Genomic DNA, 19,062 nt, shown 5'->3' with positions numbered 1-19,062 from the left:
CTATCTTCTTCCCTTCTATTGGTTTAGACATTAAGTTTCAGCAAAATATCCTTTTCTTTCACAGTGGACGGGCTGACCGCAGTAATGTCTGTGTAGTCACCCGTATTAGAGATAATTACCGGAGTGATGATATCGAAGCCCTCTTGAATAATGCTGTCCCTATCGAATTCAAGAATCAGATCGCCGACATTTACCCGGTCCCCTTGATTTACATGGAGCGTGAAGTGTTTGCCGCCCAGCTTGACCGTATCAATCCCGACATGAATCAGAACCTCTGCCCCGTCGTCACTGGTAAGGAGAACAGCATGCTTCTTTTTGAAGGCCACCGACACCACACCGTTAATTGGAGAGACCACTCGGCCCTCACTAGGCAGGATAGCAATCCCTTTCCCCATCGTCTCCTGCGAAAAGGCAGGGTCGCTGACTTCGTTTAAGCTTTTAACTTCGCCGGCAATGGGCGCATAGATTTGTTCATTTTGCAGCTTTTTAGCAGATACAGGTTCATTAACAGACGGCTCGGGAAGGTCCGCACCGTTCTCTTCTACTGGCGCCTCTGTAACATCCTTGAAGCCCAGAACATAAGCGACAACAGCTGCCACGACAAAGCTGACACACACTGCCAGAATCATCAGCGAAAATTTATGTCCGATATACAGCGGCAAGGACGGCAAGCCGACTTTCCCCAGGGCATAGGCTGCCACCTGGAAGATACTTAAGATGAAGGCACCTGCCGCACTGCCGATGAGCCCGGCAATAAACGGCTTTTTCAGCTTGAGGTTCACACCATAAATTGCGGGTTCAGAGATTCCCATCAGCGCACTGATCGTTGAGGCTCCAGACAAGGATTTCATACTGCTGTTCTTGGTTCTCAGGAATACGGCAAATACAGCACCGGCCTGCGCGATATTAGCAACGGTCATAATTGGCATAATGTAGTCGAAGCCGTTCTGGGCAATCGCCTGGAAGACAAGCGGAATGAGGCCGTAGTGTAGTCCGGTGATTACCATTAGCGAGAAGGTGGCTCCAAGCAGCGTTCCGGCGATTACACCGAAGTGCTCATAGAAGTACATGTAGCCATCGGCAATGGCATTACCCGCATAAATTCCTACCGGGCCAATCACGATTAAGGCGATAGGTGCCACAATTAACAGGATCAGCATCGGCTCCAGGATGGTCTTCAGTACATTCGGTACAATTTTGCGGACAAAACGTTCTACATAAGACATGATCCATACGGTTGCAATAATAGGAATAACAGAGGATGAGTAGGACACCAGCTTGACCGGCAATCCCAAGAAGCTCATAGACGTTATACCGTCAGCCATAAATTTGGCAAAGTTAGGATGGAGCAGCACGCCCCCGATCACAACCGCCAGATACGGATTAACATTGAATTTCTTCGCAGAGCTGAAGGCGAGCAGCATCGGCAGGAAATAGAATACAGCATCTGAAATAATATTCAGAATTTTGTAGAGATCCGTACTCGCCGCTGTGGCATTGAACATGACGATTATAGCCAGCAGCGCCTTGATCATCCCTGCTCCCGCTATGGCCGGAACAAGAGGGTTAAATATCCCTGGCAGTATATCTGCAAAAAACTTGCCGACCGAAGCCTTAATGCCGAGCTTCTTCCCTTTATTGTTACCTTGTTGTTCAGTGTTCTCCTTGGCAGAGCCAGCATTATTTTTGGCAATCTTGCTTAACTCCCCATACACCTTGGATACATCGTTCCCGATAATCACCTGAAATTGCCCGCCGTTAATGTTAACATCCATCACTCCAGGCAGTTCCTTCAGCTTTATTCGGTCTGCAGCCCCATTATCCCGCAGATTGAAGCGAAGTCTGGTCATACAATGGGTATAATCCTGTATGTTGTCTTCCCCGCCTACTAATTTTAGTATTTCTTTCGCCAGCTTTTGTTGATCCATGGTACAGCTCACTCCTCTTCATTTATAAGAAAAATATAAGAAAAACCTAAACCGGTGAAAGAATACCCCTAGCAAAATATAGGGATAGTCCTTTCCCAGTTTAGGTTTTGCCTGCTCCGCAGTAGCAACCCCAAACAAGGGTTATTTTAGATGTACAACTCTTTCAATATGAATCGTTAAATACATGACTTCTTCATTGGTCAGTGTACAATTGTATGTTTTACGGATATAATCCTGAATCTTCCGTCCACACAAGAAGGACTCCTTATACTGCTGCTTGACCATCTCATATAACTCACTGTCGGTATTCTCAATATGTGTGTCATTTAATATTCTTCGGGCGAAGAATTTGAGATGGGTGACGAACCTGTAATACGTTAGCGACTCTTCGTCGTAATCGATTTTGAAGTGATACTTCACGATATTGAGAATTTCATGCACAATCTTGGTGATTTTCACTACATTCGGGATCTCTTCATTCATATGCGCATTTACCAGATGGAGCGCAATATGAGCGGCCTCGTCTTCCGGGAACCGGATTCCCAGCTCCTCATGAATCAGTAACAGCGCTTTCTCACCAATCTCGAATTCATCCTTGTAGAATTTCTTGACCTCCCACAGCAATACATTCTTGATATGGTGTCCCTGCTTGGAGCGTTCGATCGCCGAATGGATGTGGTCGGTCAGGCTAACATAGATGCTGTCATGCAGCCTCTTCCCCAGATTCATTTTGGCGAGATTAATAATACGCTCCGAAATCTCCATATGCGCAAGCGGGATCTCGGATAGAAGCGTCTTCATTTGGTCGGATATACTCTCATTATCCATGAAGACCTTCTCAATTTTGTCTTCCTCAATGAGGTCGCCCGGCTTCTTCTTGAACGCAATCCCCCTGCCTATTACCACCACTTCTTTGTTCTGGTCATTCATAGTAATGATGGCATTATTATTCAACACTTTTGCAATTCTCATAATAACCACCTTTATCGCAAAATAAAAAAAGGCAACACCACAAACTTCACCATATATAAATATAGCTCTGTTAATGGTATTGCCTACATACGTAGTAACAATCCGTTGTCTATTTAATTATGGACCGATTATATCATGGATCAATAGGTTCAACAAGACTTTCTTGCAACCCTTTTCATGGAAAAGATTGCACTCCGCTGTTGCCTTTCAGCCGCCGGCGGTCAATGAAACCCCATCCCCCGTGTATGGTACCACCACAGGATACGGATGACCTCGTCTCCAATCTGAATCTCCTCCAGCTCCTCACTTTCCTCCATCAGCTTCCCCCGCAGGGGTGCAGGGAGGGGCCGGTAGGCCGGCGTAGGCCGGCTCTCATTCATTAGTCTGGGTATCGGAGAATCTGGGGCAGCCTCCAGATGGTAGGCGATAAGCTCGCACAGGTAGGCAAAAATTCGCTCCAGCGTCTCACCGCCTAAATCCCCGGGCATAGCCATTACCCATTCTGTACCCACCGCTTGTCTACTGAACAGGTGAGCCGCAGATAACCCGACTGTCGCGAATCTGGCCACCCCCTTCTCCTCTGCCGCCGGAAAAAAATAAATCTCGATCTGCACTCTCTCGGGCTTCATAAGGGTGATCCAGTATTCCGGTATTTTCCACACTCTGGTATATGCATCTAAGATGACCGTCTTTCGGATATCGAAGGAAAGCTCATTAGCTTTGCTGAATTCATTGGCTATGGCAAACACCCCCCCGTTGACTTGGCACTACACGATGGACTCCAGCCTTGCTACAGATAACCTCCCGTCTTCCATCCGGTACACCTTATCGCAATATTCAAGCATTCGTTCATCGTGTGTAACCATAATCGCCGCCTTACGGCGTGTTCTCACCTCATGAGCAATCAGGGAGACCACTTCATGCGCACGCTTGGTGTCCAGGCTTGCCGTAGGCTCATCCGCCAGGATGATGCCGGGATTGTTGATGAGCGCACGGGCAATTGCTGTCCGCTGCTTCTCACCGCCTGACAGCTCCTCCGGGAAGCTGTTCAGCTTCGAGCCCAGGCCCAGCTCTTCCAGCAGTTTAATGGCGAACGCTTTATCCTCTTTGTTCACCTTCCCTGACATCTTTTTTACGATGAGCAATTGGTCCAGCACACTTAGATAAGGAACCAGATTCGAAGATTGCATAATGAATCCGACTTCTTGCAGCCTTAGATCCGCCAGTTCCTGTGCCGTAAGCTTAGCAATAGCATGTCCATTCAGCTCAGCCTCCCCTTCTGAAGCCTTCAGCAGTGCTCCGGCAATAGACAAGAATGTGCTTTTCCCTGAACCCGACGGTCCGACGACAGCAACGAACTCACCAGGCTCCACGGATATAGACACATGATCGAGTGCTGCGATCCGGTTGCTTCCTTCGGCATAATATTTGGTGACTTCACTCATGTGTAATCCCTTAGTCATTGTCATTATTCAGCCCTCCCGAGCGCCTTGAGCGGATCAATCTTAGTAATCTTTCGAACCGATACCAGCGAACTTAACATAGCGATAACCAGCAGGATCACAGAATACGTCACGACAAGAGTAGTCTCCAGCTTGAACGGCATCCCCTTCGGCATAATGGCTGCTGTTCCATAAGTAAGTAAGACTCCGGCTACAATGCTGGTCAGCGATAGCACCAATACTTGCGATACAATCGCTTTGCTTAAGAATCTGTTACTGGCACCTATAGCTTTCATAATGCCGAATTGATTGGTTTTCTGCATCGTCATTACGTAAAAGAATACCTCAAGCACGAAGGCGGCGATTGCAAGCAGAAAAGCCAGCATCATTAGAATCGTTCCGTTCTCTTCTTTGTACCCTGGCATTCCCTGTACTGCTGCCGACCGGGTAACCGTGTCTATACTCGCGAGCTTGCTGTTCACGACGCCCGGATCGATATCCTTGCCTTGCAGCATAATCGCATTAACAGGCCCGGCAACGCCTTTATCGGAACCAGGAGCTGCGAAGGCAATCTTCCGCCATTCGGCCATTGGAGTGAATACGGAGGCCACGTGGTTATAAGTCTGATTCTCCACGAATCCTATAATCGTTAGTGACTCAGTCGTGCCGTCTATTTGAAAAGTATCACCTATGCCATAGCCCTCATCCTTCATGGTTGAATTCACTATGACACCCGTATGGTTCTCAGCAGATAGGCGTTCCCCTTCCACGACAGACGGTTCCAGGAAGCTTCCCGGGTTAATTCCTATAATCGCGATATCCAGCTTGTCTTCATTCTTGGTGCTGTTTGCCTTCCTCGCTGTTGCCATGCTAGTTCCCATAGGGGCAGCGCCACTCACGTTAGGCAGCAGCTCGACTTCCGCCAATAGTTGATCAGACAGCAGCGATTTGCTCATTGAAGACTGTGATCCTTCCTCGAAAATGACATAGTCTGCCTTCATCGTCTTAAAGGTTGACGCAGCCAGCGTAGATAGACCATTCCCTAAGCCTGATAAGATAAATACCAGCCAGGCCAGGAGCACAAAAATAATGATGATCATTAAAAATTTCATTTTGCTATGCAGCAGTTCTTTTACAGCTAGAAACATTCCCTTCCAACTCCTTATTTATATTATCGACACATGTGTCAATTTGAACCTGCCAATATAACCGACATCTGACACATTAAATTAAACACCATATTCGACACTTGTGTCAAATTGGATTCAACGCGGCAGTCAGCTCTTGGCCCCTCCGATCCACATTTGAAACAGCAGCTTACCCCAAGCGGGAGTAGGGATATTCAGCATATTAGGCGTATCAATCAGGTTAAAGAACACACCAATAAGTACAGGAAGTGGGATATCCTGCCTCAGGTCTTGATTCTGCTGGGCGCGTTCGAATAAGCGGGATAGTTGAATTTTGAGTGTCTGATGTCCTGCCTCAATATATTCAAGATCTCTCGCCGCTGCTGAAGAATTGGCCGTATTGATCTTATTAGCATTGCCCAGAAGCTGATGTAACGCAGACTCCTCCACGTAAATGAGCAGCAGCTGTTCAAGGGCATCCATCGGGTCAGCCTCATCAATGGCTAATGCCTTGTCTACTACTGCTGCCATTACGCGCTTCATACAAGCCGCCACAATCTCTTCCTTATTCGCATAATACTGATAGATAGTGCTTCTCGCCCCTGACAGATGCTGTGAAAGCAGCTTGAGATGAAACCCGTCATATCCATGCTCAAGCACCAATTGTTTGGTTGTGTCCAGCAGCTCTGTCTCTGTAAAAGACTGTTTTCTTCCCATTGCATCTCTTCCGTCCTGTCCTTGGTGATAGATATCATTAGTTTAGCATGGTTAGTGAACATTTCCCAACGGCCGCCGCGGATCAATAATGGAATGCTCGATCTCTTCGATGTAGGAATCAAAGGCCTCCACGCCTTCATTTAAAATTAATTCAGCCTCCTGCGCCGTGACTGGTAGCGCCCATAGGATCTGGGCCCTCTCGCTCCCGACCTGAATCTCCTCCAGCTCTTCACTTTCCCCCCTCAGCTCATCCAGCAGAAAAGCAGTGGTTGTCCAGTTAGCCGGGGCAAGCGGACTCTCCTCCATCACTCTAGGTATCCGCGAATCACCTGCGCTCTCTATATGATGGGCGATAAGGTCACAGAGATAGGTAAATATCCGGTCCACAGCCTCCCCGCCTAAGTCAGAGGCCAGAGCCATCACCCACTCTGTACCCACAGCTTGTCCATTCGGGCGGCGAGTTGCGGCTAACCCGACTGTTGCGAACCTCGCCACCATAGTCTCGTCCGTAGCCGGAAAATAGTAAACCTCAACATGGACGGCTGTAGCGGGCTTGCTTAAGATAATCCGGTATTCCGGCATCTTCCACTCCCGGATATAAGCCCCTAAGATTACTGTTCTGCGGATATCGAAGGAGAGCTCCCTCTCTTTGCTTGATTCCATATAGATAGCAATCACCTTCCCTCTTTTTGATTAAGCTATAGCTACTAAAGTAAGGATCTGTTTCACAAAGTTATCCGTGACTACCCTGTCCGGACGGGACTTCAGGAACACCGTGAGTCCTATTAACGAAATGACCAGTGTCTGCGCCAGATTCTTGGCGTTAATCCCGGGATCAAGCTCCCCTGACTGCATGCCCCGTTCAATCGTTTCCTGGAAGATCACCGAGAGGTACATCTGATGTTCTCTGGTCAGAATCTCAAACCTTTCATCATGGGGAGCCAGCTCCACCATTGAATTAATGCAGAAGCACCCCGTGCTCGGGCTTTTCTCATATTCTTTGGACACCACATCTTCAAAAAAGCTACGGAATGCCTCTTTCACCGAAGAATGCTTGTGCAGACTGCCCCGGACATAGGCTGCATGGGAGCTCGTATATTTTCGCAAGGCAGCTTCAAACAATCCTTTCTTATCTCCAAAGGCAGAGTATAGGCTTGGACGCTGAATGCCCATTCTTGCGGTTAGGTCGCTTAAGGAGGCCGCTTCGAACCCTTTTTCCCAAAACACATGCATCGCTGCTTCGAGCGCCTTATCCTGATCAAATTCACGCGGCCGGGCCATAGAAACCCCTCATTTCATATCGAATGGTATATTACCATTGTATTTGGCGAAGATCCTTCTGTCAATCAGACCTTTCTATATTTCTCCCACCCCCGTTCCCTATTGACAGTTAATTTTCCTTAGCGTTATATTTATCAAGAATTATTATATACCTATCGGTATATTATTATCGGTATGAAGGAGGCGTTAGGTTTGGCGGGTTTTGTGAAAGAACCGAAATTTAATGACTTAGCAGCAGAACCAATACCTGTATCTTTAATGAACCGCAAAGTTGCGATGTTATTTGCCATAACCTGCGGACTGGCGGTCGCCAACATCTATTACGCCCAGCCCCTGCTGGACGCAATCTCTAGTGAATTCGGGATTACCCATTCTTCCGTCGGCATCGTGATTACAGTGACTCAGATTTGTTACGCCATTGGACTACTGCTGCTGGTGCCGCTGGGCGATCTGCTGGGTCGGCGCTGGCTGATTACCGGGCAGATGCTGGTCTCCGTGCTGGCATTGGTTGTCGTGGGTACTGCCCCTACCAGCATGGTGTTATTCATAGGCATTGCTACGGTCGGACTGCTTGCGGTAGTGACACAGACGCTTGTTGCGTTCGCAGCCACCCTGGCTGCCCCGGCTGAACGCGGACGAACGGTGGGTGTGGTGACCAGCGGAATTGTCATTGGGATTCTGCTGGCGCGGACGTTCGCCGGCGTGTTAACGGATCTGGCCGGTTGGCGTTCAGTCTACCTTGTCTCGGCGGGACTCACGTTAATCATGGCAGGTGTATTGTTCAGGGTGCTGCCGCAATCTGAGCCCCGGAGAGAATCCTTATCCTACCCGCAGCTTCTCCGTTCGCTGTTCATGCTGTTCGCAGAGGAACGGCTGCTGCGAATCCGTGCTGTGCTATGCCTGCTGATTTTCGCCGCCTTCAGTATCTTGTGGACTTCCCTGGTGCTGCCTCTCAGCGCTCCTCCGCTGTCCCTGTCACATACTGCGATTGGAGCGTTTGGTCTCGCCGGAGTCACCGGGGCATTAGCAGCAGCACGGGCAGGCCGTCTGGCCGATCAGGGGCTGGGGCAAAAGACTACCGGCGTAGCATTGATTCTGTTACTCATCTCCTGGCTGCCGATCAGTTATACTCCTCATTCGCTGCTCGCGTTAGTCATCGGGATTATCCTTCTTGACCTGGCCGTGCAAGCCGTACACGTCACCAACCAGAGCATGATCCTTAATCTGCGCCCGGAAGCCCGCAGCAGGCTTACTGCCGGTTACATGGTCTTCTATTCAATCGGCAGCGCCACCGGATCAATTGCCTCCACCAGTATCTACGCTTATGCGGGCTGGAACGGAGTGTGCATGCTCGGTGCAACGGTTAGTGCTGTGGCTATGATCTTCTGGGCGTTGACCCGCCGCGTAAAATGATGGATACAACGGTGTTACGTCCACCGGGCCGCTGCCCAAACACCTAGCCGACCAAGCCTGTAATTGTATATCTGTCTGGTATGAAATATCATACAATTAGGCAGATGGATGATTAGAAGGGCAGATGAGCAAGAATGAGCGAATTCCTGAAATTAATGAAGGATGCAAGGTTCAGAAGAACCATGCGGATGATTTTCAAGTTCGCCTGGGATTTCTGGTGGCTGGGCAAGCTGAAGTACTTGATGTCACGGCGGCGCTTTGCAGCCAAGCAACAGGCCTTATACCGCAAGCAGGCAGCATACTTCACGACAACCGCTATGGACATGGGCGGGCTAATTATCAAGCTTGGGCAGCATGTTAGTGCGCAGGTGGATATGCTGCCGAAGGAAGTTATTGAAGAATTGTCCAAGCTGCAGGATTCTGTAGAATTCGTAGATTTCTCCGAGATCCGGCAGAAGGTAGAGCGTGAACTCGGGGTATCCATCAGCAAGATGTATGCTGAGTTCAGTGCGACTCCTATTGCAGCGGCTTCCTTCGGACAGGTCCACCGGGCAACCTTACGGACAGGTGAGCAAGTCGCCGTGAAGGTGATGCGTCCCGGGGTTGAAGACATTATCGCGATTGATTGGAAATCCATTCAGGTCGCAATTTCGTTATTGAAGCGCCAGAAGATGATTACAGACTTCATGGATCTTGATGCCGTATATGATGAGTTTCATGACACGATTATGGAAGAACTCGACTATCAGCAAGAAGGGCGCAATGCCGAAGAGTTCAAGCAGCAGCTAGCCCACCGGAAGGATGTCGTGATTCCGCACATTCATTGGTCCTGTACTACCCCGCAGGTGCTGACCATGGAGTTTATGGAAGGTGTCAAAATCAATGATTTCGCCAAGCTGGAGGCTTGGGGGGTAGACCGGACAAGACTTGCGACGTCGCTGATTGAAATGTTCGTGGAACAGATTTTATTGAATGGCTTGTTTCACGCTGACCCCCACCCGGGCAATGTGCTCGTGCAGCCTGACGGCACCATCGCCTTGATCGATTTTGGAATGGTCGGGCGGATTCCGAAGGATATGAAGACCCAGATGGTTGCCCTTCTGCTGGCCGTATATCTGAAAGACGCCCACGGCGCCATCGATGCCCTGAACAAGTTGAGATTTTTAAGACGGAATGTAGATCTGGAGGTCTTCTCCAGGAATCTTACCTTATTATTCGAACAAATCAACGGGGATACGTTCGATCTGAGTTTTGTGACCTCAGGCGACAATGTGGAGGAATTGCGCAATTTCCTCTACTCCCAGCCTTTTCAATTACCTGCCAATACCACCTTCCTGGGCAAAGCCATAGGCACCGTGTACGGCCTCTGTACCGGACTGGACCCTGAGCTTGATCTGGTCGGGACCGTTAAGCCTTATGTGGAGCAGGTGGTGCGGAGGGATCTGCGGGGAAGTGTTATCTCCAAGGTTGTAGAGGATGGCAAGAATATGCTCAAAGACATCCTTCCAACGACCAAGAAGTTCATGTCGGCCATCGATAAAATGGATAGCGGAGGCTTAAGGGTCAAGCTGGCGAGCTCCCTCGAGCAAAAATTAATTGAGACGCAAAACAAAAATACACAGCGGTTAATCGCCACCATCATTGGCGCGGTATTACTTCTGGCCGGGGTCAACCTGTGGAATGAAGTGAAGCCCATCGTCTCTTATGTATTCGGCACCCTGGGCCTGCTCGTTATGCTCAGCCAGCTCCGGACGAGACAAGGCCGCCGGGATGAAAGACATGCAAGGCAAATCAACGCAATGCGTGAACGTAGCCGATTGGAGAAGCCGAAATCAAAATCGCGTGGATAACGAAATGTGGATAACATTAAGGCTGCGTACGAAACTAAACTGTACAAGTGGAAACGATACCGTCCTTTTAAGGGACGGTACCGTTTCAGCGAGAAATAGAAGGAAAATTCATCATGTGAAACATATAAATTCTATATTTTAAATAATGCTCCTGCAAGTTTTGGATCATAATGCCCCCGTTAGTTGAGCAACAAACTCTCGAAATGTATTATCAATGAATCCAACGGATTCCCGATTTTCACATTTAACTCTTGCTCAACTTTAACGGCTGATTCCACCATAGATAATTGAGCAACAGAAATTTTCTTGTTTTTTTCTGAGGCAAGTATCCCCTTTAGGTACTTTGATAATTCTTCAACGTATTGCTCATTTTTACCTTGCATGATTAGCTCAAATGTATTCTCTATGACACGTGCCTCAATATGAATTGGCTTATCCTGTATAGAAGCAAATTCATTAAGCCTTCTCATTGTCCCTTCGACAGTTGCTGGATTAGTGAATAATAGAACTTGTGGTTCTGTAATATTGCAGACAGAACTAAAGAAGGGCTCATCAATTTTTATTATAGGAATAGATGTATTAAGCCGGTTTTCTTCAAGAAGAGCTATGTAATTAGTACATGTGATAAGAATAACCTCAACATTTGCTTGTGATATCCATTCTATTTGTTCGATGACTTTATTTTTGGCTTGTCCTTCATCGAAATTATTATCTGATGTAATTCTACTCATCAAACCAGGATCCACAAAATGAACCAATTCCAACTCATCAGAGGTAAGAGTGTTTTGAATATACTGGATATTTGAATGGTGGGCGTGTAAACAAGCAATCTTTTTCTTCATGATTTTATCTCCTTAAACCCGTATTTTGAGCAGTCCCGATCCTTAATGATATCATGTTTCCCCACAAAACTGCCCGTTTTCGATACCCTCTCATTTCAATGCCTTCCATCTTTATTTCTACCGGGTAACTCACTCTAGTTGCCAACGCAAAAAACACCTCCAAGGATCTCTCTATCTTACGACAGAGTTCATTCTCTTGAAGGTGTTGACATTCTTTTCTTTTTCACTCTGGAATATAAGGAAGATCCAGCACCTTCGGAACATTGATTACATGCTGCTCTGTATATGTGCGTATGCCTTCAGCGCCATATTCACGGCCGATGCCGGACTGCTTGAAGCCGCCGAACGGGAACCGGACATCGAGCCCCTGCACCGCAGCAGTATTGATCATGGTTGTTCCCGCTTCGAGCTGACGTGCAACGGAGATGGCGTCCGCTTCCCGCCCCCACACCGAGCTCGTCAATCCATAGATGCTCTCATTATGCAGATGAATGACCTGCTCCACATCGTCAAAGGGCAGAATCGGAACGGTAGGACCGAACTGCTCCTCCACCACAATCGGATCATGGTAATCGCAGTCCAGAACAAGCGTGGGCTGCAGGTAATAACCTTGTTCAAACCGCCGCTGGTCGAGAATTTGGCCAAGCGGAATGACCTTAGCCCCGCGCTTCTGCGCATCCTCAATCAGACCCTGCACGTAATTCTTCTGCTTCAGGTTATTCACCGGACCTACTGTCGTATGGGCATCGAAGGGATCACCAATGCGAATCCAGCGGTTGGCCGCCTCGATATATTTGTCAACAAAAGCATCATAGATAGAGCGGTGGACATATACGCGCTTGGCGATCATACAGATCTGGCCTGTAGTCAGGAAGTTGGAGATGACAATCCGGCGCATCGCCCGCTCATCCTGAACATCGAAGCTATCCAGGAAAATCGCCGCATCATTGCCGCCAAGCTCCAGCGTCATATCCTTAATCGTATCCGCCGCCGCTTTGATGATGTGCTTGGCGGTTGCGGTTCCGCCTGTGAAGGCGATTTTGGCGACAAGAGGATTACTAGTCAGCTCAACGCCCACATCGGCAGCCCCATGAACGACATTGATGACACCTGCCGGGAACTCACCCGCGATCAGCTCTGCCACCTTCGCGGCCGCCAGCGGTGCAAATGGACTCGGTTTCAGCACAATCGTATTACCTGCAAGTAAGGCAGGGGCGATTTTTATCGTAGATAACGCAATCGGATAGTTCCATGGACTGATCGCTGCCACCACACCCATTGGATCATAGGACAGGATGGTTGTACCATGGTCATGCTCCTGGACCTCTTCCTGTAGAACGGATGCAGCCTCATTACAAGCGAACTCCATCCACATTAACGAGACATAAATCTCACCATGGGCATCATACAGGGGCTTGCCATGCTCTCTGGACAGCAGGTGGACAATTTCGTTCTCAGCGGCTCTAATCTTCTCTATTGCCTTACGCATCCGGGTAATACGATCCTCAATAGAGGTCTTCTTCCATATTTTAAAAGCCGCCGCCGCCGCTTCAATCGCCTCCACCGCTTGCTCCTTCGTAGTGACCGGGAAATAGCCTACGATTTCAGCCGGGCTCGCCGGATTCTCTTTGGCTGACTGCGAAAGGGACGGCACATGGTGACCGTTAATGAAGGCTTCCACGATAACGGCATCTTGTTCAAACTTCCAGACTTCGTCTGCAATCTCCTTCACATAACGAAGCTTACGCCATTGCTGTTCTTCCGTTAGGATATTGCCTTCTTCTGTAGAGGAGAATCCGCATTGCGGGCTCAAGCACAGCTGGTCAAGGGGCACATAGGTTGCTGCTTCGGCAATCCGGGCTTTAATGTGCTCTTTATCTTCCAGTTCGCCAGTTTTGGAGGTGAGCAGACCCAGTACGATTTTCAAATCCGGCCGGTTCACATATTTCAAGGGCTCGAAGCTGCCTGAACGCTCATCGTCAAATTCCAGGAATAAGCCATCTACGTCCAAGCCGCCAAAAATGACCTCAGAAGCGTAATCATAACCGCCGGTTGAGAAGTAGTTGGATTTATAGTTCCCCCGGCAAATGTGCATCGTTACCACTAGGTCTGCCGGTTTATGGGCCAAGGTTTCGTTAATCATGCGCTGCATCGTTAACAGCTCTTCCGCTGGCTCCAGACCCTTTGCCCGTAGCTTATTGTGACCCGCTTCTGAGAAAAGGTCTGCCCATGCTGTATCATCCAGTTGCAGGTACCGGCATCCGGCATCATAGAAGGCTTGAATGGCTTTTTGATACGCTGCAATCGTATCCTGAAGGAATTGCTCCCGGTCGCTATAACTATTGGCCCCCGGCTCCAGCCGGTAGATCAGCATGTTGGGACTTGGAATGGTTTGTTTCGCTACGGCGTCACCTGCATGCTTCTTGACGAATTCAAAATGCTCCACAAAGGGATGATTCGAGAAATCAACCCTACCCACCACACGGATGCCACCCTTGCGGGTCTGCATATTATGGAACTTAGGTCCGTCGATTTCCTCATACAGTTCAACGCCGTCCAGACCGCCCAGGAAATCAAAATGCCACCAGCTTCTGCGGAATTCCCCATCCGTCACGGCGAACACACCATTCTCCTTCTGCTGTTCAATAATCCGGATAATCTCTTGATCTTCCACCGCTCTTAAAGCTTCATATGTGATGTCGCCTGCTTTATATTGTTCACGCGCCTGGCTTAAGTTCGCAGGACGCAGGAAGCTGCCTACATGATCATTACGGAAGGGTATCATCGCTACATCTCCTTACAACTTTTTAGTGTACTGAGTATAGCATGAGGGCAAGAAATCCAGGTTATATGAAAAAAGCATGATTGGTCATAGCTTTTCGCGATAGCGGATTTATTTCGATTGATGAACCGGCACAGTATAATACTCCCCTAATCGCGTCCCGTCAAGAAAAAATGCGCGGATGAGCGATATAGCGAGGGGACCCCCTCATGATTTCTGAACAGGAATGAAAATCCGGGGATGCAGCGTGATATCGCTTTTTCCAATGGGGCCAGTGTCACGTAAAATAGTCTTCAGATTCATTAGGAATAAGAAAGGGAGATCTGTATGAATAGCGTGGACAAAATCAGTTTTTCACTCTTTTTCGGGGAAGAGCCCGAGGCAGCTTGTTACGGGTATATAGAGCGGAATCGGGACGGCCATATGATTGCGCTCTATAACAGTTATGGTGAGGAGATCGACATGGATGGCGGACATAAATTCACCAGGGTACAATCGCTTGGCAAATTTGATGATGAAGACCGCGATAATTTCTACTCCCTACTAGAAGGCGATGGTGTAGGATAACCCGCGCATCAGACAGATGAAGATTTGGTAATGAATATTCTCTGGAGGTGGAACCGTATTCCGGTATCCCGCCTTTTCTTTGGTGGCCGTATTAATCGTAGTGCAATCAGAGTCATATAATACTAAAACTCCGAGAACTACGAATTAATTGAGCTCCTCAGACAGGAGTGATGGGAGAATTCTGTCAACTGAGGGTTAAAGTAAGCTTCTGCATCCTCGGATTGAAGTTGGCGCAATAATAAACGTTCTGTTTCGATAAGAGGAAATTCTTGAAAGGACTCATTAAAACTCATTTTTTATCTCCACTCTCCATATGTATTTGTCTAAGCAACAGAAATAAGGGAAGACCCATTGAAGGACCTACCAGTAGCGTACCTGCAATCGGCAGCCATAAATACTTCATTCTCTTTCTGTTGCCTTCTAACCAAATGAATCCCATAAGCACAATCGCGGTAACCAAAACATCCATCCATGCAAAAGCTCCGATACGCGTACTGGTTATGGCTTCCCATAGGAGAGGCACATCAAGACCATTGTGCGTGATCCAAGGGATGAATTGCGAATAGGGCAAGACAAGTCCCAAAATAGATAATACTCCGTAAAAGTACTTCACTTATACTAACTCCTTCAGCACATTTTTAGCTACACGTAGCATACCGACGATTTCCTGAACTTCACGCTCTGCTGCGACCCTGCCACCTCCTTAGCAAAGTGTTTTATTATTCTGCACGTGTTAATATATTATAAATAATAGAAAATAATTGAAAACAGTGCAAGATGGGCGAATTTTAAAAAAGGCCTCTGGAGGATGGAAATGAAAGTAATCAATACATTCGTGGTTATTGTTGTTATCATTGCTGTTGCGATTCCGGCGTATCTATGGAACGAAGCCAAAACCGATTTCTCACACAAAAGACAATATGAGCGAAATTGGCAGCTGCAATTGCCTTCCAAATTCAAGGAACTTGATTAATATACAAATCAAGGGGGATTTCGCGGGGAGGGATTGCGTTATACTATTTTTAGAACGAACGAAAAACAATTGTCTTCAATATTAAAGTCAACCGGCGGACGAAAGATGATTGAAGACTATTCCGGGGATACTCTTCAGGATAATGAAAGAGATATTCAAAAATATGTGGAGAACACATTACAGTATTTAGATGTTCCTGAAGATAAAACACCTGATTTTAATGGAGTCTACTTGTGGCAAGATTTCAATTATGAATCTGACCGATTAGTTGTTCTGTATTATCCCAATAAGAACATTTGTTATTTTGTGGAGGATCTGAGGTAAAAGCATCAGCATATTCCCTTCGGATCAGTTAATGTATGGACGAATACACTAACCATTAAATTATGAAAGGGAATAATCATGAAAATAATAACTTTATGTGGCTCTACAAAGTTTAAAGAGGCATTCGAACAGGCCAATGCATTCCTAACACTTCAAGGAAATATTGTAATTAGCCTCGCCTTTTTTGAGCAAAGTGAAGGGTTTGAAATCACTGAGAAACAAGCTGAACTGCTTGGAAATCTACATTTTAGAAAAATCGATCTTTCCGATGAAATATTCGTGATAGATGTGAATGGTTACATTGGAAGTAGCACGAAAAGAGAGATTGAATATGCCAAAGAAAAAGGGAAAGCAATTCGTTACTACTCAAATGGCGGGGTTGGCCTTTTCTTGAAGAACGTCTGAGTACAAACCACCGTGGACCTCACCGGTTCTGTGCTCCCCACTCACATAGCTGCTCCAATACAGGCAGCAGAGTCTGCCCTTTCGATGTCAGCGAATACTCCACTTTGGGCGGAATCTGCGGATACTCCACGCGCTTCACCAGCCCGTCAGCCTCCAATTCCTTAAGCTGCGCGCTGAGAACCTTGTACGTCACCGTTCCGAGCTGTCTCTGCATTTCGTTGAATCGAATCGAAGGCTTGGCGGACAGCAAATATAGAATCGCCATCTTCCACTTCCCGCCGATCACCGACATCGTATAACCGAACGGCGTGTCTTGGATCACCGTTTCCTTGCCCTTCAAATCAGAAATGCCCATGTTCACGCTATCCTTTCGGATAGTAGCCCACTTGTTTGTGCGTACTATCCCTTTATTTCTGCTCAGTCTATAATAGCAAATAGGAGAGTCAGACCTGTTCCGGGTCTGACTCTAAATTCTTCGCTCTATCCTCAAAGCTTTATGGCAGCAGCCCCATATACATAAGCTCGGACGGATTCGCAGGGTTGTGGCCCAAGCCGACCCGGTCTCCCGCGCGCGGAATTTGGATTTTCGATACGAGCGTTTCTAGTGTCTTCTGATACGTGCTCCCATCGTTCTCTGTCACGTTCAACACGAGGACGAGGATCGGATCGAAATTGATGAGCTTTCCCGTATCCTTCACGGATACGACAACTGCGGTTGCGTTAAGCGGCACGGTGCCGCTTGCTGCCAATTGCGCCTGCTTCGCAGTATCCAGACTTTGGTTGATGAGATTCCTGTGTTCTTTGGAGACCATAGTTTTCATAACCAGCCCCGACATCCCTTTGTTCATGGCCTGTGTTGCCTGCTCCAGACGATCCTGCGGTTCCTTCTTCTTCCCGAACAATCCCCACATACGCTTCACGCCTCTCTTCGTTTGATTTGTCGTTGTATCTTAACTGTATACGATTGCCATTAACCCGGACAATAGTATCGGCGACTTACAAACAAGTGAGCGGTAACGCGGGTTTTCCTTCCGATTCACGCTTCTTTTTTTCCCAAATGGGGCTTTCTTGCAAAACTAAGGGCCTTAGACGTTATTCAATACTCCACCCGTTCTAAAATTTTGTATTTAAACCTGACGGGAAGGCCCTCCCCCGCCATTATTTCTTAATAGATAAACCAGCTTCCGGTAGTACATGGACGATTCCTTATAGCGGCGGCCCTCCTCACACACGACCGCCAATGCTTCGTACAGCTGCTCAAGACGCAGCTCGTGATGATTGGATTCGAAATAAGGCAAGCATTCCAGCGCAAGGCTTTGAAATCTCTCCATGTCTCCTTGGGACAACGCCAACTGGCTCTCATAGAAGGTTAGCGCCATCTCCTGATCCGTATTGGTTTGGGAAATTCGCAGCCGCTCGATTCCGTGACTAAGCAATCCCCAATTTTTCTGGGCAAAAGCGGCTTCACACCGGTAAATGATCGTAACTGGCTCAAGCTTCTTCCGGGTCTCCTCCGGCTCATTGGCGATTATTGCCTCAAAACGGGCGATTTCATCCAGCGCTCTATCCAGCTCTCCAGTCATCGTGAGCATAACAATCCGGTTGTTCATAATGGTCGTGATTACATCGCCTGGCTGCTGCAAATAGACGAGGTTGGCTTCGGCCATTGACAGAGAACGCAATGCTTCCTGCACAAGGCCCATTGCAAAACAATAGCCGCTGTATGCCACATACAGGCCGGATAAACGGTGAAACAGCCGATCATCCACGATTTGCTGCATGGTTTGCTCGAATACCTGTTTTGCCTGCTCGAACTGCTTCAGCAGAATGCATGATTCCATCCTGATGTTCTGCGCCATGAGCCATACTTCCGTCCCCGGTTCTACCAGCCCGATTAAGCGGTTCACATCATCCAGCACGTTGTAAAACAGGTTTTTGGAACGGAAATACTGGATTTTGTATAACAGGAGCGCTTTTTTTAAGGGTAATGGCAGCTCGACTTCGTCAGGCTTTCCGTACTTCTCCAAATAATGATTCAGATAGGATTGATGCAAGTAGTCGTAAGCGGTCTGATCGTTGATCTGCTGATAGTAAACAGCTTTCATAAGGGCAGTCGTTAACTCTACGACGAGTGCATCATCCCGGTCGTCCAGAGCATCCACGTAGCTTTCGGACAACGCCCCCTCGGACATCGTCTGGAAAATGTGCTCCGCCCGCTTCAGCGTCTGCTCATCCGAAGTAGCTGCGGCGGTTAAATAACTGACGGGGACGCCTAGACGGCCCGCAATATGCTCCGCCAAATCGTCAGCCAACGGATACCTGCCTGCCAATATATTGGCAAAATGAGCCTGTGTAACAAGTCCCTCCACGAGGTCTTTCCTCGATATTTGCTTCTTCTTGCACAGAAGCTCGATACGTTCCTTGAGCATAAGACACCCC

The 19,062-nt window shown here is 47.9% G+C and carries 20 protein-coding genes and 1 pseudogene; 6 read left to right on the top strand and 15 right to left on the bottom strand.

The features are described 5' to 3' along the window. Window positions 1-23: 23 nt before the first annotated feature. From MKX63_RS05070 to MKX63_RS05035, 8 genes are all read right to left on the bottom strand, one after another. A complete protein-coding gene (locus MKX63_RS05070; protein WP_341015685.1) occupies window positions 24-1,928 on the bottom strand; it encodes a beta-glucoside-specific PTS transporter subunit IIABC in 1,905 nt (634 codons plus the stop codon). Between the two features lie 141 nt (window positions 1,929-2,069). Next, entirely contained in the window at window positions 2,070-2,900 is an 831-nt protein-coding gene (licT, locus tag MKX63_RS05065) for a BglG family transcription antiterminator LicT (RefSeq protein ID WP_341015684.1), read from the bottom strand. 221 nt (window positions 2,901-3,121) lie between these two features. After that, window positions 3,122-3,529 carry a hypothetical protein gene (locus MKX63_RS05060; protein WP_341015683.1) on the bottom strand — a complete coding sequence of 136 codons (408 nt, stop codon included), beginning with the start codon at window positions 3,527-3,529 and terminating at the stop codon, window positions 3,122-3,124. 138 nt (window positions 3,530-3,667) lie between these two features. Then, a complete protein-coding gene (locus MKX63_RS05055) occupies window positions 3,668-4,363 on the bottom strand; it encodes an ABC transporter ATP-binding protein (RefSeq protein WP_341018522.1) in 696 nt (231 codons plus the stop codon). Window positions 4,364-4,368: 5 nt separating this feature from the next. Further along, complete coding sequence (locus MKX63_RS05050; protein ID WP_341015682.1) at window positions 4,369-5,490, bottom strand: ABC transporter permease; 1,122 nt, start codon at window positions 5,488-5,490, stop codon at window positions 4,369-4,371. Window positions 5,491-5,619: 129 nt separating this feature from the next. Continuing rightward, entirely contained in the window at window positions 5,620-6,186 is a 567-nt protein-coding gene (locus tag MKX63_RS05045; RefSeq protein WP_341015680.1) for a TetR/AcrR family transcriptional regulator, read from the bottom strand. 51 nt (window positions 6,187-6,237) lie between these two features. Next, the gene (locus MKX63_RS05040) at window positions 6,238-6,849 is read right to left on the bottom strand and encodes a suppressor of fused domain protein (RefSeq protein ID WP_341015678.1); all 612 of its coding nucleotides are present in this window, start codon (window positions 6,847-6,849) and stop codon (window positions 6,238-6,240) included. 30 nt (window positions 6,850-6,879) lie between these two features. After that, complete coding sequence (locus tag MKX63_RS05035; RefSeq protein WP_341015675.1) at window positions 6,880-7,467, bottom strand: TetR/AcrR family transcriptional regulator; 588 nt, start codon at window positions 7,465-7,467, stop codon at window positions 6,880-6,882. A 258-nt stretch (window positions 7,468-7,725) separates the two neighbouring features. On the opposite strand from MKX63_RS05035, the gene MKX63_RS05030 reads away from it, so the two are divergent. Both MKX63_RS05030 and MKX63_RS05025 read left to right on the top strand, forming a co-directional pair. Next, the gene (locus MKX63_RS05030; protein WP_341015673.1) at window positions 7,726-8,880 is read left to right on the top strand and encodes an MFS transporter; all 1,155 of its coding nucleotides are present in this window, start codon (window positions 7,726-7,728) and stop codon (window positions 8,878-8,880) included. A gap of 134 nt (window positions 8,881-9,014) precedes the next feature. Beyond that, window positions 9,015-10,730, top strand: coding sequence for an ABC1 kinase family protein (locus MKX63_RS05025; protein ID WP_341015671.1), 1,716 nt, complete (start codon window positions 9,015-9,017; stop codon window positions 10,728-10,730). A gap of 179 nt (window positions 10,731-10,909) precedes the next feature. Here the strand turns inward: MKX63_RS05025 and MKX63_RS05020 are convergent, their stop codons facing one another. From MKX63_RS05020 to MKX63_RS05010, 3 genes and pseudogenes are all read right to left on the bottom strand, one after another. After that, window positions 10,910-11,572, bottom strand: a complete 663-nt coding sequence (locus tag MKX63_RS05020) for a hypothetical protein (RefSeq protein WP_341015669.1) — start codon at window positions 11,570-11,572, stop codon at window positions 10,910-10,912. Between the two features lie 223 nt (window positions 11,573-11,795). Beyond that, window positions 11,796-13,304 (bottom strand): aldehyde dehydrogenase family protein, encoded by a 1,509-nt coding sequence (locus MKX63_RS05015; protein ID WP_341018521.1) that lies wholly within the window; start codon window positions 13,302-13,304, stop codon window positions 11,796-11,798. After that, window positions 13,278-14,357: pseudogene (locus MKX63_RS05010) on the bottom strand (5-methyltetrahydropteroyltriglutamate--homocysteine S-methyltransferase); the annotation flags it as partial. The gene MKX63_RS05015 and the pseudogene MKX63_RS05010, both read right to left, overlap by 27 nt. Before the next feature lie 324 nt (window positions 14,358-14,681). Here MKX63_RS05010 and MKX63_RS05005 point away from each other — a divergent pair. After that, window positions 14,682-14,921, top strand: a complete 240-nt coding sequence (locus tag MKX63_RS05005) for a hypothetical protein (RefSeq protein WP_341015668.1) — start codon at window positions 14,682-14,684, stop codon at window positions 14,919-14,921. A gap of 289 nt (window positions 14,922-15,210) precedes the next feature. Here MKX63_RS05005 and MKX63_RS05000 read toward each other — a convergent pair whose 3' ends face one another. After that, window positions 15,211-15,534, bottom strand: coding sequence for a DUF2834 domain-containing protein (locus MKX63_RS05000; protein WP_341015666.1), 324 nt, complete (start codon window positions 15,532-15,534; stop codon window positions 15,211-15,213). Window positions 15,535-15,735: 201 nt separating this feature from the next. Here MKX63_RS05000 and MKX63_RS04995 point away from each other — a divergent pair, with 201 nt between their 5' ends. The 3 genes from MKX63_RS04995 to MKX63_RS04985 all read left to right on the top strand — a co-directional run bounded on the left by MKX63_RS04995 (window position 15,736) and on the right by MKX63_RS04985 (window position 16,623). Continuing rightward, window positions 15,736-15,894, top strand: a complete 159-nt coding sequence (locus MKX63_RS04995; protein WP_341015665.1) for a hypothetical protein — start codon at window positions 15,736-15,738, stop codon at window positions 15,892-15,894. A 105-nt stretch (window positions 15,895-15,999) separates the two neighbouring features. Continuing rightward, on the top strand, window positions 16,000-16,218 hold the full coding sequence (locus tag MKX63_RS04990) for a hypothetical protein (RefSeq protein ID WP_341015663.1): 219 nt from the start codon (window positions 16,000-16,002) through the stop codon (window positions 16,216-16,218). 78 nt (window positions 16,219-16,296) lie between these two features. Further along, window positions 16,297-16,623 (top strand): hypothetical protein, encoded by a 327-nt coding sequence (locus MKX63_RS04985; RefSeq protein ID WP_341015661.1) that lies wholly within the window; start codon window positions 16,297-16,299, stop codon window positions 16,621-16,623. 19 nt (window positions 16,624-16,642) lie between these two features. On the opposite strand, the gene MKX63_RS04980 is transcribed toward MKX63_RS04985, so the two are convergent. The 3 genes from MKX63_RS04980 to MKX63_RS04970 form a co-directional block, all read right to left on the bottom strand. Beyond that, on the bottom strand, window positions 16,643-16,978 hold the full coding sequence (locus tag MKX63_RS04980) for a winged helix-turn-helix transcriptional regulator (protein WP_341015660.1): 336 nt from the start codon (window positions 16,976-16,978) through the stop codon (window positions 16,643-16,645). A 139-nt stretch (window positions 16,979-17,117) separates the two neighbouring features. After that, window positions 17,118-17,534 (bottom strand): hypothetical protein, encoded by a 417-nt coding sequence (locus MKX63_RS04975; RefSeq protein ID WP_341018520.1) that lies wholly within the window; start codon window positions 17,532-17,534, stop codon window positions 17,118-17,120. 216 nt (window positions 17,535-17,750) lie between these two features. Further along, window positions 17,751-19,052 carry a helix-turn-helix domain-containing protein gene (locus MKX63_RS04970; protein WP_341015657.1) on the bottom strand — a complete coding sequence of 434 codons (1,302 nt, stop codon included), beginning with the start codon at window positions 19,050-19,052 and terminating at the stop codon, window positions 17,751-17,753. Window positions 19,053-19,062: the final 10 nt, after the last annotated feature.

This window comes from Paenibacillus sp. FSL R7-0179 (assembly GCF_038002265.1).
Classification (GTDB): domain Bacteria; phylum Bacillota; class Bacilli; order Paenibacillales; family Paenibacillaceae; genus Paenibacillus_AQ.
The sequence above is the reverse complement of the archived record's forward strand: the minus strand, read 5'-3'. Positions and strand labels throughout refer to the sequence as shown.